At 65.6% G+C, this 15,310-nt stretch carries 15 protein-coding genes and 1 tRNA gene; 8 read left to right on the top strand and 8 right to left on the bottom strand.

Annotated elements, in window-relative coordinates; translation table 11 throughout:
* Nucleotides 1–16: 16 nt before the first annotated feature.
* Complete coding sequence (speA, locus tag AC06E9_RS13595; RefSeq protein ID WP_478056230.1) at nucleotides 17–1,906, bottom strand: arginine decarboxylase; 1,890 nt, start codon at nucleotides 1,904–1,906, stop codon at nucleotides 17–19.
* Between the two features lie 192 nt (nucleotides 1,907–2,098).
* Here speA and speE point away from each other — a divergent pair, with 192 nt between their 5' ends.
* The gene (gene speE / locus AC06E9_RS13590) at nucleotides 2,099–2,953 is read left to right on the top strand and encodes a polyamine aminopropyltransferase (RefSeq protein ID WP_293981520.1); all 855 of its coding nucleotides are present in this window, start codon (nucleotides 2,099–2,101) and stop codon (nucleotides 2,951–2,953) included.
* Nucleotides 2,954–3,088: 135 nt separating this feature from the next.
* Here speE and AC06E9_RS13585 read toward each other — a convergent pair whose 3' ends face one another.
* Entirely contained in the window at nucleotides 3,089–3,994 is a 906-nt protein-coding gene (locus AC06E9_RS13585) for an aspartyl/asparaginyl beta-hydroxylase domain-containing protein (RefSeq protein ID WP_282257851.1), read from the bottom strand.
* A gap of 552 nt (nucleotides 3,995–4,546) precedes the next feature.
* On the opposite strand from AC06E9_RS13585, the gene AC06E9_RS13580 reads away from it, so the two are divergent.
* Entirely contained in the window at nucleotides 4,547–5,200 is a 654-nt protein-coding gene (locus AC06E9_RS13580) for an RIO1 family regulatory kinase/ATPase domain-containing protein (RefSeq protein ID WP_478056229.1), read from the top strand.
* A gap of 31 nt (nucleotides 5,201–5,231) precedes the next feature.
* On the opposite strand, the gene AC06E9_RS13575 is transcribed toward AC06E9_RS13580, so the two are convergent.
* Complete coding sequence (locus tag AC06E9_RS13575; protein WP_070472404.1) at nucleotides 5,232–5,570, bottom strand: P-II family nitrogen regulator; 339 nt, start codon at nucleotides 5,568–5,570, stop codon at nucleotides 5,232–5,234.
* A 126-nt stretch (nucleotides 5,571–5,696) separates the two neighbouring features.
* On the opposite strand from AC06E9_RS13575, the gene ubiK reads away from it, so the two are divergent.
* On the top strand, nucleotides 5,697–5,957 hold the full coding sequence (gene ubiK / locus AC06E9_RS13570; protein ID WP_152150865.1) for a ubiquinone biosynthesis accessory factor UbiK: 261 nt from the start codon (nucleotides 5,697–5,699) through the stop codon (nucleotides 5,955–5,957).
* Between the two features lie 67 nt (nucleotides 5,958–6,024).
* A complete protein-coding gene (locus tag AC06E9_RS13565) occupies nucleotides 6,025–6,429 on the top strand; it encodes a hypothetical protein (protein ID WP_478056228.1) in 405 nt (134 codons plus the stop codon).
* 9 nt (nucleotides 6,430–6,438) lie between these two features.
* Here the strand turns inward: AC06E9_RS13565 and yidA are convergent, their stop codons facing one another.
* The gene (gene yidA / locus AC06E9_RS13560) at nucleotides 6,439–7,278 is read right to left on the bottom strand and encodes a sugar-phosphatase (RefSeq protein ID WP_478056227.1); all 840 of its coding nucleotides are present in this window, start codon (nucleotides 7,276–7,278) and stop codon (nucleotides 6,439–6,441) included.
* 159 nt (nucleotides 7,279–7,437) lie between these two features.
* Between yidA and AC06E9_RS13555 the strand changes: the two genes are divergently transcribed.
* Nucleotides 7,438–8,946: a YifB family Mg chelatase-like AAA ATPase gene (locus AC06E9_RS13555; protein ID WP_282257878.1), complete on the top strand. Its 1,509-nt coding sequence runs from the start codon at nucleotides 7,438–7,440 to the stop codon at nucleotides 8,944–8,946.
* 189 nt (nucleotides 8,947–9,135) lie between these two features.
* Nucleotides 9,136–9,582, top strand: coding sequence for a YcxB family protein (locus AC06E9_RS13550; protein ID WP_478056226.1), 447 nt, complete (start codon nucleotides 9,136–9,138; stop codon nucleotides 9,580–9,582).
* 770 nt (nucleotides 9,583–10,352) lie between these two features.
* On the opposite strand, the gene AC06E9_RS13545 is transcribed toward AC06E9_RS13550, so the two are convergent.
* Complete coding sequence (locus tag AC06E9_RS13545; RefSeq protein WP_478056297.1) at nucleotides 10,353–11,303, bottom strand: glutathione S-transferase family protein; 951 nt, start codon at nucleotides 11,301–11,303, stop codon at nucleotides 10,353–10,355.
* 195 nt (nucleotides 11,304–11,498) lie between these two features.
* On the opposite strand from AC06E9_RS13545, the gene AC06E9_RS13540 reads away from it, so the two are divergent.
* Complete coding sequence (locus tag AC06E9_RS13540) at nucleotides 11,499–12,170, top strand: VOC family protein (protein WP_478056225.1); 672 nt, start codon at nucleotides 11,499–11,501, stop codon at nucleotides 12,168–12,170.
* 65 nt (nucleotides 12,171–12,235) lie between these two features.
* Here AC06E9_RS13540 and AC06E9_RS13535 read toward each other — a convergent pair whose 3' ends face one another.
* The 3 genes from AC06E9_RS13535 to ubiA all read right to left on the bottom strand — a co-directional run bounded on the left by AC06E9_RS13535 (nucleotide 12,236) and on the right by ubiA (nucleotide 15,061).
* Nucleotides 12,236–12,379: a hypothetical protein gene (locus tag AC06E9_RS13535; RefSeq protein ID WP_179459806.1), complete on the bottom strand. Its 144-nt coding sequence runs from the start codon at nucleotides 12,377–12,379 to the stop codon at nucleotides 12,236–12,238.
* 267 nt (nucleotides 12,380–12,646) lie between these two features.
* Entirely contained in the window at nucleotides 12,647–14,038 is a 1,392-nt protein-coding gene (locus AC06E9_RS13530) for a short-chain fatty acid transporter (protein WP_152151094.1), read from the bottom strand.
* A 129-nt stretch (nucleotides 14,039–14,167) separates the two neighbouring features.
* Complete coding sequence (gene ubiA / locus AC06E9_RS13525) at nucleotides 14,168–15,061, bottom strand: 4-hydroxybenzoate octaprenyltransferase (protein ID WP_319624331.1); 894 nt, start codon at nucleotides 15,059–15,061, stop codon at nucleotides 14,168–14,170.
* Between the two features lie 158 nt (nucleotides 15,062–15,219).
* On the opposite strand from ubiA, the gene AC06E9_RS13520 reads away from it, so the two are divergent.
* Nucleotides 15,220–15,296: transfer RNA gene (locus AC06E9_RS13520), tRNA-Arg, on the top strand.
* Nucleotides 15,297–15,310: the final 14 nt, after the last annotated feature.

The following is a 15,310-nucleotide window of genomic DNA, read 5'->3' as shown; positions in this document are numbered from 1 at the left end:
ACCCGTCGCCACCGGCTTACGCCAGGGGCTCGTCGGACAGGTAGGTGTAGCCGGTCAGACCGGCTTCCAGTGCCTCGGCCAGCTCCTGCGCGCGCTCGGGCGAGAGCTTCGCCGCCGCCACGCGCTCGGCATAGCTGGCGCGCAGATCGGCCAGGCTGTAGCCCACGTAGTCCAGCATCACATCGGTGGTATCACCGCGGCGCTGCTGGGTGATCGCGTAGCCATCGGCATCGGCCAGCACTTCCACCGCGTCGGTATCACCGAACAGGTTGTGGATATCGCCGAGGATTTCCTGGTATGCGCCCACCATGAAGAACGCGATGCGGTAGCTCTCCCCGGACTTCAGCGCATGCAGCGGCAGCGAGGTATCCAGGCTCTCGTTCTCGACGTAGGTTTTCACCATGCCGTCCGAATCGCAGGTCATGTCCGCGATGATGCCGCGGCGCTCGGGCTGCTCGTTCAGGCGCTCGATCGGCACGATCGGGAACACCTGGTCGATCGCCCAGGCATCCGGAATCGATTCGAACACGCTGAAGTTGACGAAGTATTTGTCGACAAGACGTTCGTTCAACTCGTCCAGCGCCGGGCGATGGCTCTTTTCGTCATAGCTCAGGCGGGCACGCACGGCATGGGCGATGGCGTAGAACAGATCGTCGATACGGGCGCGCTGCGGCAGGTCGATCTGGCCCAGCGCATAGCTGGACAGGCCTTCGGCATGGAAGTGCTGCGCTTCCTGGAACAGCTCCACCGCCGGGCGCTCGTCGAGCTCGGCGTGGATCTCGCGCAGGTGGCGGATCGCCGCCGGCTCGTCGTCGTGCTGGTCCGGCACGCGGCCTTCCTGCGCCTCTTCCACCTCCGAGACGTTGGCGATCAGCACCGCGTGGTGCGCGGTCATCGCGCGGCCGCACTCGGTGACGATCCGCGGCGGGGTCAGGCCGTGTTCTTCGCAGGCATTGGCCAGCGGCTGCACGATATTGCTGGCGTAGGAGTTCAGGCCGTAGTTGATCGAGCAGAAGCTGCGCGAGCGGGTGCCTTCGTAATCCACGCCCAGGCCACCGCCGACGTCCACGTGGGTGATCTTCGCGCCCAGGCGCGAGAGCTCCACGAAGTAGCGGGTGGCTTCGCGCATGCCGTTGGCGATGTCGCGCACGTTGGAGATCTGCGAGCCCATATGGAAATGCAGCAGGCTCAGGCAGTCGGCGTACTCGGTATCGCGCAGCGACTTCCACAGGTCCAGCAGCTGGCGCGGCGAGAGGCCGAACTTGGCCTTGTCGCCGCCGCTGTTCTGCCACTTGCCCGCGCCCAGCGAGGCCAGGCGCATGCGCACGCCCAGGCCCGGCTTGACGTCCAGCGCCTTGGATTCCTCCAGCACCAGCTTCAGCTCGGAAGGCTTCTCGATCACGATGAAGGTCTGCAGGCCCAGCTTGCGGCCGATCAGGGCCAGGCGGATGTACTCGCGGTCCTTGTAGCCATTGCAGACGATCAGCCCGCCCGGGCGCGACAGCGCCAGCACGGCCATCAACTCGGGCTTGCTGCCCGCTTCCAGCCCGAAGCCCTCGCCGTGGTGACTGGCCAGGGTGCCGGCCACGCCACGGTGCTGGTTGACCTTGATCGGGTACACGGCGGTGTAGCCGCCCGGGTAGTCCCAGTCGGCCTGCGCCTGCGCGAACGCGGCCTGCAGCTTGCCCAGGCGCTGGCCCAGGATGTCCGGGAAGCGCACCAGCAGCGGCAGCTTGGCGCCGGCCTCGCGGGCAGCGTCCACGATCTTGGGCAAGGACACCACCGGGCCGTCCTGGCCAGTCGGTCTCACCACCATGTGTCCTGCCTGATCCACGTCGAAGTAACCATCCGCCCAATGCGGAATCGAGTAGGTCTTGCGGGCTTGGTCGAGGGACCAATCGGTCATTTCAGTGGGCCTGGTTGGTAAAAAAGGGGGTGCATGATAACGCCTATGTGGCGACAGCTCCGTTATCATGCGCGCCCGCGCCCGTGCTCAGGCTTGAAACCTGAACGGGCCAACCCGTCCGGACGTGGCTTGCGCCACGCGGCACCGCCGCCAGCCCGGCTCCAACACCCTTCCGAACAGGACTGCTGCTCCATGACTGACAACAACAACTGGTACATCGAACACTTCGAGCGCACCGGCTCGGCCATCGGCTACCGCCTGACCGGCAAGCTGGATGAAGTGCAGTCGCCGTTCCAGAAGATCGAGATCTTCGCGACCACCGATTGGGGCAACCTGATGACCATCGACGGCGCCATCATGTTGACCAGCAAGGACAACTTCTTCTATCACGAGATGATCAGCCACCCGGTGCTGTTCACCCATGCCGCGCCCAAGCGCGTGGTGATCATCGGCGGCGGCGACTGCGGCACCCTGCGCGAAGTGCTCAAGCACCCGGGCGTGGAGAGCGTGACCCAGTGCGACATCGATGAGCAGGTCACCGTGATGGCGCGCAAGCACTTCCCGGAACTGTGCGATTCCAACGATGACCCGCGCGCCGAGCTGATGTTCGACGACGGCGTGGCCTACATGGCCAACTGCCCGGCCGGCAGCGTGGACGTGGTGATCGTGGACTCCACCGATCCCGTCGGCCCGGGCGAGGGCCTGTTCAACAAGGCGTTCTACGAGAGCTGCTTCAAGGCGCTCAAGGATGACGGCATCCTGGTGCAGCAGTCCGAATCGCCGCTGATGCAGCTGGACCTGATCAACGAAATGCGCACCGAGATGGGCAAGGCCGGCTTCGGCTCGTTCAAGACCCTGCCGTTCCCGCAGCCGTGCTACCCGACCGGCTGGTGGAGCGTGACCCTGGCCCGCAAGGGCGAGAGCAGCTTCGATTTCCGCCAGGCCGATTCGGCCGCCAAGTCGTTCGATACGCTGTACTACACCGCCGCCCTGCACACCGGCGTGCTGGTGACCCCGCCGTTCGTGGCGGCAGCCCTGAAGGGCTGATCGAAGGCGTGCCGACCAACGGTCGGCACCTACCGGTATAGGATGCGGCAACAAAAAACCCGCGCTGGCAACAGCGCGGGTTTTTTATGCCTGGTAGTGCCGGCCGCTGGCCGGCAACCCCATCAAACCAACGGCTCAGATCGCCCAGATCCCCGCGATCACCGCCACCACCAGGCCCCACTTGATCACCTGGTAGGCGACCACGCTGCGCTCGCGCAGGGCCTTGGCCTTCAGGCGCACCTTGTAGACGCTGCCGAAGGCCTTGTTGACGCCACCGGTCGGGTCACCCGGCAGGTTCGGCGAAGCACCACCGGCCAGCAGCGTGGAGGCCACCGCGCGGTTGAACAGGCCCGGCAGGCCGAAGCGCAGCGGGCGGGCGATATCGCAGAACAGGATCACGCGGTCGTCCGGTGTTTCGTTGTGTGCGTGGTGGATGTAGGTCTCATCGAACATCATCCACTCGCCATCGCGCCAGCTCTTGCGGATGCCGTCCACGTCGATATAGCAGGCGTCGTCGTTCGGCGTGGCCAGGCCCAGGTGCAGGCGCAGCGAGCCGGCGAAGGGATCCCGGTGCGGGCGCAGTTCGCTGCCGGAGGGCAGCTGGGCGAACATCGCCGCGCGCACGTCCGGCAGCGATTCCAGCAGCGCGGTGGTCTTCGGGCACAGCGCCTTGGCCGACGGGTGCGAGGGGCCGTACCACTTCAGGTAGAAGCGCTTCCAGCCGCGGCGGAAGAACGAGTTGAAGCCGGCATCGTTGAAGGTGCTGGAGGCGGCGATCTTGTCGGCATCGCGCAGGGCCAGTGCTTCGTCGCGGATCATCTGCCAGTTCTGGCGCAGTGGCTCGAGCTGCGGAAATTCCTTGGCCGGGTCGAGGAACGGGGTGGTCGGCACCTTCGAGAACGCGTACATGATCACGTTGATCGGGGCCATGAAGCTGGAGTGGTCCAGCAGCTGGCGCGACCAGCGCGCGCGCACCTTGCCGCGGTAATGGATGTACAGCACGCAGGCGATGAACAGCCCTGCCAGCACGATCTTGATCATCAGTCTTCCTCCGGCATGGCCGGACCCGAAATGGTGGGGGCGATGCACGGTAGTGACCGGCATCGAAAGGGCGGCAGAAGGCGGGGACGTGCCGGAGAGGGGCGGCCGCCGATGTCGCGAGCAACAGCATATGGTCGGCAGCGCCTGCGTCGCGGTCAAGCATGGGCTGAGCGATGTTCAGCGCGGCGTGGCTCAACGGCCCCCCCAGCGGAAGCCTGCGGGTGCTTGCCTGCGCTGGGAGCAGGCGGGCGCGCGGAGCGCCTGAGGTCCGTCGAACGGCCTCCTGCACGGGGCGCACGGCAGCCGTGCCTGCCCTGCACTCTCCAGCAATGGCAGCCAACCCGCTGATTGAAAACGAAATTCTTCCAATCGATACAAGATTGTCCGCTTCAGCGTGACGAACTGTTCCACGCTGGGCTACGACATTTCTCCGACATCATCTGGATTCGTGTACTGGCGAGTACTAAAATTAACGAAATCTTTAGTTCCCCACAGTAAGCAGCACCGGTACGCCTGACGCATTGCGCCGACCGCCGGGTCGCACAGACCCCTATGAACACAATTGTTGCCCCGTGTGTCGATGACACCGCCCCCGCCGAGCTGCTCAAGCGCGGTGAACGCCTCCTGGAACCTGACGTCTACCGCACCTGCCTCAATGGCCAGCCCGCAGTGGTCAAGGATTACACCCGGTATCGCGGCACCCCGCTGTCGCCGATCGCGCGCCTGCTGGTCCGCCGCGAAGCGCGCATCCTGCAGTGCCTGAGCGGCTGGAAGCACGCCCCGGCCCTGCTCGGCACCATCGGTGGCCTCGCGCTGGGCATGGAGTTCATTCCCGGCCAGACCCTGAGCGCGGCCCAGTCGGTCGGCATCGAGGTCTTCGAGCAGCTGCAGTACGCGCTCACCCGCCTGCATGCCGCCGGCATCACCCACAACGATCTGCATGGCACCAACGTGATGGTCAGCGGGGGCGTGCCGGTGCTGGTGGACTTCACCTCGGCCTGGCGCAGCCCGCGCTGGCTGCCGGTGCACCCGGTCTCGCGCCAGCTGCGCCGCAGCGACATGAAGAACCTGCTGAAGATGCGCCAGCGCCTGACCGGCGAGCGCCCCAGCGCTTCCGAGGCGGCCCAGGTGGCCGACCCGCGCTGGGTGGCCGGCGTGCGCGTGGCCTGGAAGCGCTTCTACCGCTGGTTCAAGGGCCACGCCTGATCGCGGGTGCCCCCGGGAAAGCCGGCGCGCGTTACAGCGCGTCGGCGTCCAGCTCACCGGTGCGGATGCGCACCACGCTGCCCAGGTCGTACACGAAGACCTTGCCGTCACCGATCTTGCCGGTGCCGGCGGCTTTGACGATGGCTTCCACCACCTCCTCGACCTGGTTGTCGACGACCGCCACTTCGATCTTCACCTTGGGCAGGAAATCGACCACATACTCCGCCCCGCGGTAGAGCTCGGTGTGGCCCTTCTGCCGCCCGAAGCCCTTGACCTCGGTGACCGTGATCCCGGTGACGCCGCGCTCGGCCAGCGCTTCGCGCACGTCGTCGAGCTTGAACGGCTTGACCACCGCCATGACCATCTTCATCCGTCTGCACTCCTGTCTCTCAGGCTGCGAGGATAACGCCTGTCCGCCGGTGAACGCGATGCGCGCAGTCCGTGCCGCCGGCAGCGTGGCGGCTTATCCTTGGCACATACCCCGCGGAGCCGCAGCATGATCGACCTCAACCACCTCGATGACCTCGCCCGTCGCCTGAGCGACATGGTCCCCCCGGGCCTGCGCCAGTCGCGCGAAGAACTGCAGGCTACTTTCAAGACCGCGCTGCAGGCCGGGCTGGGCAAGCTGGACCTGGTGACCCGCGAGGAGTTCGACGTGCAGCGTGCCGTGCTGCTGCGCACCCGCGAGAAGCTGGAGGCGCTGGAGAAGGTGGTGTCCGAGCTGGAAGCGCGTGGGGCCGCTGCGCCTCGCGAGTGAGGCAACGCCAGGATCTGCGGAGGCGGCAGCGGCTGCCCTCCATCCACGATGCGACAAGGACGTCCGAATGAGTGAACAAGGTTCCCAGATGCTGGCTATCGCCGGTGCCAGCCTCGCGGCGGTGATCGCCGCACTGTGCCTGATGCGGTTGATGCGCATTGACAGTGTGCGCTCGCGCAACGCCTACCGCATCGTGTTCTCCGGGTTGGCCGCCCTGCTCGCACCGACATTGATTGTCGCAGGCCATGGTGTTCTGCCTGCTCCATTCATCGCCTGCATACCTGTCCTGGCGTTCAACCTGACCTCCATCAGCGAACTGGAGCTGGGTGCGCTCGGCCTGCTCGCCATCGGCGCAGGCAAAGGTACCGGGGAGATGTGGATCTTCACCCTGCCGACTCTGCTGGTGTTCGCGCTGATGATGGCCTTGCCTTGGTCGCGCGCAAAGCCGCGTCGCAGCGGCGCAGGCGAGTAACGCGCAGGATTACACGTCCTGCAGGACGAACCGCTCGATCGCCAACGCCACGCCATCTTCGGCGTTGCTCGCCGTCTCGAAGCGCGCCGTCTGCTTCACCGCCTGGATCGCGTTGCCCATGGCGACGCTGGTCCCGGCGAACTGCAGCATGGTCAGGTCGTTCTCCTGGTCGCCCACGGCCATCACGTTGGCGCGGTCCACGCCCAGATGCGCAGCCAGCTTCCCCAGGCTCGGTCCCTTCCCGGCTCGGTGGTCGAACACCTCCAGGAAAAACGGCGCGCTCTTGAGCACCGCGAAGCGGTCGGTCAGTTCGGACGGCAGACGCTGGATGGCGGCATCCAGAACCTCTGGCTCATCGATCATCATCAGCTTGATGAACTGCATGGCCGGGTCCATGTCCGCCACCCGGCGATACGACAGTGGCACATTCGACAGGTGCGAATCGGCCACGGTGTAGTGACTGATGTCCTGGTTGGGCGTGTACATGCGGCGGCCATCGAGCGCCTGGAAGTGGATACCGAGTTCGCGTGAGATCCGCTCACAGAACACGAAGTCCTCGAAACTCAGCGGAAACTCGATGACGCGCTGGCCGCTGCCGATGTTCTGCACCACGGCGCCATTGCAGGCGATGCAATAGTCCTGCTCGCTCTCGATCCCCAACTGCTGCAGGAACGGCGCCATCCCCGACACCGGACGGCCGCTGGCCAGCACCACCTGGACGCCCTGCGCGCGGGCGCGGGCGATGGCCTGCATCACCCGGGGCGTGAGCGTGTGCGCGGGGTCGAGCAGGGTCCCGTCCATGTCGATGGCGACCAGTTCGATGGGGCCGGAGCGGTGGTGCATATCCATGGTGTTCGACGGCGTAGTGCGTGGGGGCATCCAGTCTAGCGGCAGTGCCGGACACGGGGGCGGTGCTTGCCTACCCCACGGCGCGGCAAGTGCTGATGGGTCAGGTGCTCCGTGTGCTGCCATTGTGCTTGGCATGCCGCAGACCCCGGAAACAACCGCATGAGCCTTGCACTGGTGCACAGCCGTGCCCGTGCCGGCGTCAAAGCGCCGGCCGTAAGGATCGAGGTATTCCTGTCCGGCGGGTTGCCGCATACCCAGATCGTGGGGCTGCCGGCCGCCGCCGTGCGGGAATCGCGCGACCGCGTGCGAGCCGCGCTGATCTGCGCACGCTTCGAGTTTCCGCAGCGGCGCATCACCATCAACCTGGCCCCGGCCGATCTGCCCAAGGAGGGTGGGCGATTCGATCTGGCCATCGCGCTGGGCATTCTCGCCGCCAGTGGCCAGATCGATGCGCAGTCCTTGGACAAGTACGAGTTCCTCGGCGAACTGGCGCTGACCGGCGAACTGCGCGGTGTCGACGGCGTCCTGCCTGCGGCGATCGCTGCCGCCCGGGACGGTCGCAGCCTCATCGTGGCCGCCGCGAACAGCGAGGAAGCCGCGCTGGCCCAGCACGCCGACGTACGCGTCGCCCGCACCCTGCTGGAGGTCTGCAGCGCCCTTGAGAGCGGCACGCTGCCACCTGCCGTGGCGGCTGACCCACTGCCGGCCGGCATTCCCGACCTGCGCGACGTGCGCGGCCAGCTGCAGGCGCGCCGGGCGCTGGAGGTGGCGGCGGCCGGCGGGCATCACCTGCTGCTGCTCGGCACGCCCGGCTGCGGAAAGACCCTGCTGGCCTCGCGCCTGCCCGGCATCCTGCCCGCGGCCAGCGAGCTTGAAGCACTGGAAGCGGCCACCATCGCCTCCTGCAGTGGCCAGGGCCTTGATGCGGGGCGCTGGAGACAGCGGCCCTACCGGGCGCCACACCATACCGCCAGCGCCGTCGCGCTGATTGGCGGCGGCTCGCATCCGCGCCCTGGCGAGATATCGCTGGCGCATAACGGCGTGTTGTTCCTGGATGAACTGCCGGAGTGGAGCCGGCACGCGCTGGAGGTCATGCGCGAGCCGATCGAATCCGGGGTGGCCGTGGTCAGCCGCGCTGCACGTACCGAACGGTTTCCTGCCCGGTTCCAGCTCGTTGCGGCGATGAACCCCTGCCCCTGTGGCTGGGCCGGGGATCGCAGCGGGCGCTGTCTCTGCACCGACGAGGTCATCCGTCGCTACCGCGGGCGGGTCTCCGGACCGTTGATGGACCGCATCGATCTGCATGTGGAAGTGCCTCGGCTTGACCCGCGCGAGCTGCGTGATGACGCCCCGCTCGGCGAGGACAGCGCGAGTGTTCGTGCCCGTGTGGTGGCCGCTCGGGAAGTGCAGCTGTTGCGCAGCGGGAAGGCCAATGCACAGTTGCTGCCGTTCGAGCTGAGCGAGCATTGCCGGTTGTCACCGGAGGATCAGCAATTGCTGGAGGATGCTGTTGAACGGTTGCAGCTGTCGGCGCGCTCGATGCATCGCATCCTGCGGGTGGCGCGGACGTTGGCGGATCTGGGGCATGCGCAGGACATCGCGACCGCGCATGTGGCGGAGGCGATCGGGTATCGGCAGTTGGATCGGGGTGGGGTCGCTCAGTGCTAGTCGTTCCGCGGCCAACACGGAAGTGAACGCTTCCGGACTGACGCAATGCCGACAGCGACTAAGGAACTCATCGACGCCCCACCGATTGCATGAATCAATATTGGCGCCATGTACGGGCACCTTGCGATAGCCACAGGCGACCATGCACAGGCCGCTATGATTCAACGACCAAGGTGGACTGGAGTCCGTATGGAGCACCCGCACTCGCGCATCGAGATTGACGTGTCATACCAGCTCGCCGAATACCGGCAGCTGCTGCATGACGTCATCGCGATGGACATGGCGACCGGGAACGCGCAGACCCATCCTGCCAACCCGTGGAACTGGCCGATCATGCAGAAGGTCGTCCTGGCCATTGTGGTCCCGCCGATCTTTGCCTGGAAGATGCTCCGCGTTGGTCGCTGCCTGTTCGTCCTCAGTGCGGCAGGCATCTCGCGGACAAGCAAGGGCATTACTGCCTCGCGAACCTGGGACCAGGTCAAGCGCGTCCAGCGGCTACAGGCCGCCTACCTCATCGAACTGCTGGAGGGCGGCGCGCTGCCCATTCCTTTCCGGGAGATGGACACGGAGCAACGCCAGCAGTTTGAGCAGTTGCTGACGTCCATTCCCGTGGTGATCCTGAAACCGGCTCGATAACGGATTGGCAGCTGCGTCAGTAAGCCCGCTCCGACCCCACCGGCACGATCCCTGACGGATTGAGATGCCAATGGCTTATTCATGAGCCTTCACCCCCCCTGGATCATCGCCTGATGCCGCCAGCGAGTTGTATTTCGTACAAATTGCATTGAGACGGCACGCACTGCACGCAAGAATGCTGTTCTTGCTGACCCAACCCATGATCGAGCGTGATCCTGCACCCTCCCAAATCACCACCTGCTTCGGGCGTTCGATCCGGTGTACCGCTGTCGGTACTGGTCGCCGCGCTCTGTATTTCCCAGGCTGCCCAAGCCATCGCTACGTCCAGTTGCACTGAACTCTGGTTCGACACCACGAAGGACAGCGGCAGGTTGATCCAAAGAACACCGGATCGCGTTCAGAGCTGCACGGGGAAGAAGAACGACGACCCGGCACGGGACACCGGCTTCCGTTTCGCCAATGGCATGTTCTACCAGTACTCCACCCACCGTAAACGCAGCAGTCCGTGTTCGGCCAACGGTGTGGGCAACATGGGACAGATACTAGATCCTGTCTGCTGGGTGCCAAGTAAACTCCAAGTCCACCGTACGGAGATAGTGCGGACCTTCTGGCTGGTCAGCTCACGAGTGCAGCCACCTGAACTGCCACCAAGTAGCGATAGGACAACCGCTCATCCACTTTAGAGCTGAAGCTGTTGAGTGCATTTGAAAGAACTTACGGGCAAGCCGGTCCCCCCTGGCAGGGTTGGACACGGCCACCGAGCGGTGGCCTCAGTAACCCCATTCCGGCCCCACCGGCACGATCCCCGACGGATTGAGATGTCGATGGCTCCCGTAGTAATGGTGCTTGATGTGCTCGAAATTCACCGTATCCGCCACCTCGGGAATCGCCATCATCCGCGCCACGAACGCATGCAGACCGGCGAAGTCCGCAATGCGCCGCACGTTGCACTTGAAGTGCACGTAGTACACCGAATCGAAGCGGATCAAGGTGGTGAACAGACGGATATCGGCTTCGGTCATGGCATCGCCCACCAGCCACTCGCGTTGCTGAAGGCGCTCGTCCAACCAGCTGAGTGAATCGAACAACGGTCCAACAGCCTCTTCGTACGCCTGCTGCGTTGAAGCAAAGCCCGCCTGGTACACACCGTTGTTGACGGTGGCATAGACCCGTTCGTTGACCGCATCGATCTCAGCACGCGATGCAGCCGGATAGAAGTCACCGGCTTTCGCGCCCAGCCCGTCGTAGGCGGTGTTGAACATCCGGATGATGTCCGCCGATTCATTGCTGACGATCCTGCCGCGCTCGCGATCCCACAGCACCGGCACGGTCACCTTGCCGGTCATCCCAGGTTTGGCGGCGGCATACAGTTCATGCAGATAGCGTGCACCGCGTTCGGGCTCCGGCGTTACCTGCGGGCCGGGCTCAAAGGTCCAGCCCTGATCACCCATGTGCCAGTTGACCACCGACACCGGCACCAGATCTTCCAAGCCCTTCAGCGCGCGCACGATCAGCGCGCGGTGTGCCCACGGGCAGGCGAGACTCACATACAGGCGAAACTCCCCAGGCGCGGCTTTGACACCAGGCTCGCCATTCGGGCCAGCGCTGCCGTCAGCGCTCAACCAATCGCGGAATGTGGATTCCTCGCGCTTGAAATGACCGTCCTTGTCAGCGGCACCCGCGGTGCCTTCCTGCCATGTTCCATCGACCAGCATGCCCATCGCGGGAGTACTCCTCTGATAGCGGTGTGTGATGCTCCGGTGGTGTGTGCCGGCTTCTACAGCGGGTTGTAGCAAACGCATCGGCAATGCCCGGTGATGGGCCCTCGCAGCGGGTGCATGTTTCATCGCGTTCATCGCCGCAGCACACGCAGCTGCGGCAGAATGTCGATGTATTTACGCGAGACTCCCACCATCATGCGTATCCACCAGATCGATCTTCCCGTGTCCGATGTCGCCGCCACCGTGGCGTACTTCCGCGATGAACTTCAGTTGCCGGTCGAGGGCTCGGCCGTGCGCATCGGCTGGAGCACCCTGCAGCTGCAACCCGCAGGATCGAATCCGGTCGGCGGTGTGCACCTGGCCTTCAACGTCCCAGCCAATCGATTCGAAGCGGCCACCGACTGGCTGAAAGCACGCGCCACCCTGCAGCGCGATCTGAAGGGCCATGACCACTTCACCTTCGATGGCCGCTGGGATTCGGAGTCGATCTATTTCACGGGGCCGGACGGGCTGATCCTGGAGTTGATCGCGCGGCGGCGCCTGCCTGCCGGCGAACGCCAGGGCGCGTTCCATGGCAGCGAGATGACCTGCATCAGCGAGGTCGGCCTGCCCGCTGAAGGCGTGGCTGAGGTGCAGGCAAAGGCCCAAGCGGCGTTCGGGCTGGAGCCGCTGTCACAGCCCACGCCGCACTTCGCACCCCTCGGCGATGACGAAGGTCTGTTGATCGTGGTCGATGCGACGCGCCGCTGGTTCCCCGAGCAGAAAGTGCTGCCGAATGCGCGTGGCCTCCGCGTGGTGCTGCATGACGTGGTGCCTGGCGCGACTGTGGAAGACGCAGCACTGGGTTGGCACCTGCGCTCGGCCTGAGCAGGCCGCAGACGAACGAAGCCCCGCCGGAGCGGGGCTTCAGTTCCCATAACAGCCGGCTGGGCTCACTCTTCCTCGTCCTGCTGGCCGCCCTGCTGCTGGTTCTGGTTGCGCTGCTGCTGTTCCTGCTGCTGTTGCTGCTGCTGGTCGCGACCACGTTCCTGCTGTTCACCGCGCTGATTCGGGTTCTGCTGGTTCTGCTGAGCCATTTCGATTCTCCGGTCGCCGCAAACGGAATGTCGCGGTCGGGGCCATCCTCTGCAGCGCGAGGTTAACGACGTGTGGGGGTTTGTATACGAATTCGTCAACGTCTCCACGCCAACGTTTTCTGCAGGTACAAACCCCATGTCGCAGTAAGCGTTGGCCCGCATATGAACGGTTCGAATTCCCTTATGCCACCATCCCCCAAACGCCCCGGAGCGTGACTGAACAGGGCATCCCCGATCCTGCGGGTGGAGATGACGCGCAGATGACGATCACGGCATCACCGGCGGCACGTAGGTCAGCGTCATGCCGAGCAGCCAGAGCAGGCCAAGCACCAGCGGGATGTGCACCAGCAGCTGGATGAAGGTGAAGCCGACGATGTCGCGCGCCTTCAGCCCGAGCACGCCCAGCAGCGGCAGCATCCAGAACGGGTTGATCAGGTTCGGCAGCGCCTCGGCAGCGTTGTAGACCTGTACCGCCCAGCCCAGGTGGGCCTTGAGTTCGTTGGCCGCCTGCATCACGTACGGCGCTTCGATGATCCACTTGCCGCCGCCGGAGGGCACGAAGAAGCCGAGCACCGCCGAGTAGACGCCCATCACCAGCGCGAAGGTGTCGGTGGTAGCGATATGCACGAACAGGGTGGACAGGCGATGCGCGAGGGTCTCATCGCCACTGCCGGTGGCGTGGGTGAGGATCATCGCGATGCCACCATACAGCGGGAACTGGATCAGCACGCCGGTGGTGCTGGGGACGGCCTTGGCCACCGCATTGAGGAAGCTGCGCGGGCGCCAGTGCAGCAGCAGGCCGAGCGAGATGAACAGGAAGTTGTAGGTGTTGAGGTTGGCGATGGCGGTCACCACCGGCTTGCTGGCGAACTCGCCGAACAGCCAGCCGAACGCGAGCAGCGAGAGCAGCACGGTCAGCAGCGGGCTGTACTCCAGCCACTCGCCGGGGCGGGTGCGCGGCTGCAGCGGCTCGGCCTCGGCGCGGGCAGCGCCTTCGAAGTCCTTGGCGGTGCGCGCGGTGGCGGCGCCGGGTGCGGTCAGCCAGGCAATCAGCAGCGACACCAGGATCAGCGCGGATGTCAGCGCGATCGACTGCCACAGGAAGATGGTCTCGGTGAAGGGCAGCACGCCGGTGATCTCGACCAGTCCGGGCGGCATGCTGGCCGGGTTGGCCTGCAGCTGGGCAGCCGAAGAGCTCAGGCCCATCGCCCAGACCGCGCCGAGGCCAAGGTAGGCCGAGGCGCCGGCGGCGCGGTAGTCCATGTTGAGTGCTTCGCGACGGGCCAGTGCGCGCACCAGCAGGCCGCCGAACACCAGCGAGAAACCCCAGCTGAGCAGCGAGGCCAGCATGCTGATCAGGCCGACATAGACCACCGCGCCACGGCCGGTCTTGGGCACACGGGCCAGCAGCTCGATGAAGCGCGCGACAATCGGTGCGGTGGCGACCGCATAGCCGCCGATGACCACGAAGGCCATCTGCATGGTGAAGGGAATCAGGCTCCAGAAGCCCTCACCAAAGGCAGTGGCGGTGGCCTGCGGGGTGGCGCCGAAGCCCATCGCCGCGGCCGCGACGATGACGACGCCGAGCACCGCGAACACATACGCATCCGGGAACCATTTTTCCGCCCAGGCGGCCGAGCGCAGTGCCGCGCGCGCCATCCAGCCGTCCTGCACCACCGTCGATGTGCTCATTGCCCGCCCTCCCCGATCATTCGATGGGAGGGATTCTGGGCGCTGGCCGCAGCGCTGTCAGTCGCCTAATGGTCGTAGTGTGTGGGTCGGGTGCCCTCAGCGCAGCGCCAGCGATACCGCGATGCCGGCGAACAGCGCGGCGCCGACCCAGTTGTTGTGCAGGAAGGCCTTGAAGCAGGGGTCGCGCTCGCGCTTGCGGGCGATCCAGAACTCGTAGGCGATCAGCCCGGCGGCCACGCCGACGCCCAGGCCGTAATAGACGCCCAGCCCGGCGCGCAGGCCGACCAGCGCCATCGTGCCCAGGAACAGCGCGTAGAGAATCCCCTGGATGACCAGGTCCAGATCCCCGAACAGGATCGCGGTGGAGTGCGAGCCCATCTTCAGGTCGTCATCGCGGTCGACCATGGCGTACCAGGTGTCATACGCGGTGGACCACAGGATGTTGGCGCCGTACAGCAGCCAGCCGATCACCGGCACCTCGCCCTGCACCGCGGCGAAGGCCATCGGGATGCCCCAGCCGAAGGCCATGCCGAGATAGACCTGCGGCAGGTGGGTGTAGCGCTTGAGGTAGGGGTAGCTGGCGGCCAGGAACACGCCGATGAAGCTCATGCCGATGGTGAGCCAGTTCAGGGTCAGCACCAGAGCGAAGGCGACGATCATCAGCCCGGCGAACAGGGCCAGCGCCTCACGGCCGGACACGGCCCCACTGGCCAGCGGGCGGTCCTTGGTGCGCTTGACGTGCGGGTCCAGCCAGCGGTCGGCGTAATCGTTGATCACACAACCGGCCGAGCGGGTCAGCCACACGCCGGCGGTGAACACGAACAGCGTCCACAGCGGCGGCAGCCCGCCGGAGGCCAGCCACAGCGCCCACCAGGTGGGCCAGAGCAGCAGCAGGGTGCCGATCGGGCGGTCGGCGCGCATCAACTTCCAGTAGTGCCGCCAGCGCGACGGGGGCGCCGCCTCGGGCGCCTCAAAACGTTCGTAAGCCATCGGTAAAGGATACCGCCTGGGCTGGCCGGGCGCGCCGCCGCCCGGCGCATCGGTGCAGGGGGCAGACCTGCGCGGCGTTTACGGATAGAATGCTCCTCCCGCGCCGCTTTGGCGGTTCGTGGCCCCATCAGGCGGCCTGGCGGGACGCAGGACACAACGCGCTCGTAGCTCAGCCGGATAGAGTAGTGGCTTCCGAAGCCATTGGTCGGGGGTTCGAATCCCTCCGGGCGCACCATCCTCGCCACTTCC

The organism is Stenotrophomonas sp. Steno-Z10-BAI, assembly GCF_056393115.1.
The sequence above is the reverse complement of the archived record's forward strand: the minus strand, read 5'-3'. Positions and strand labels throughout refer to the sequence as shown.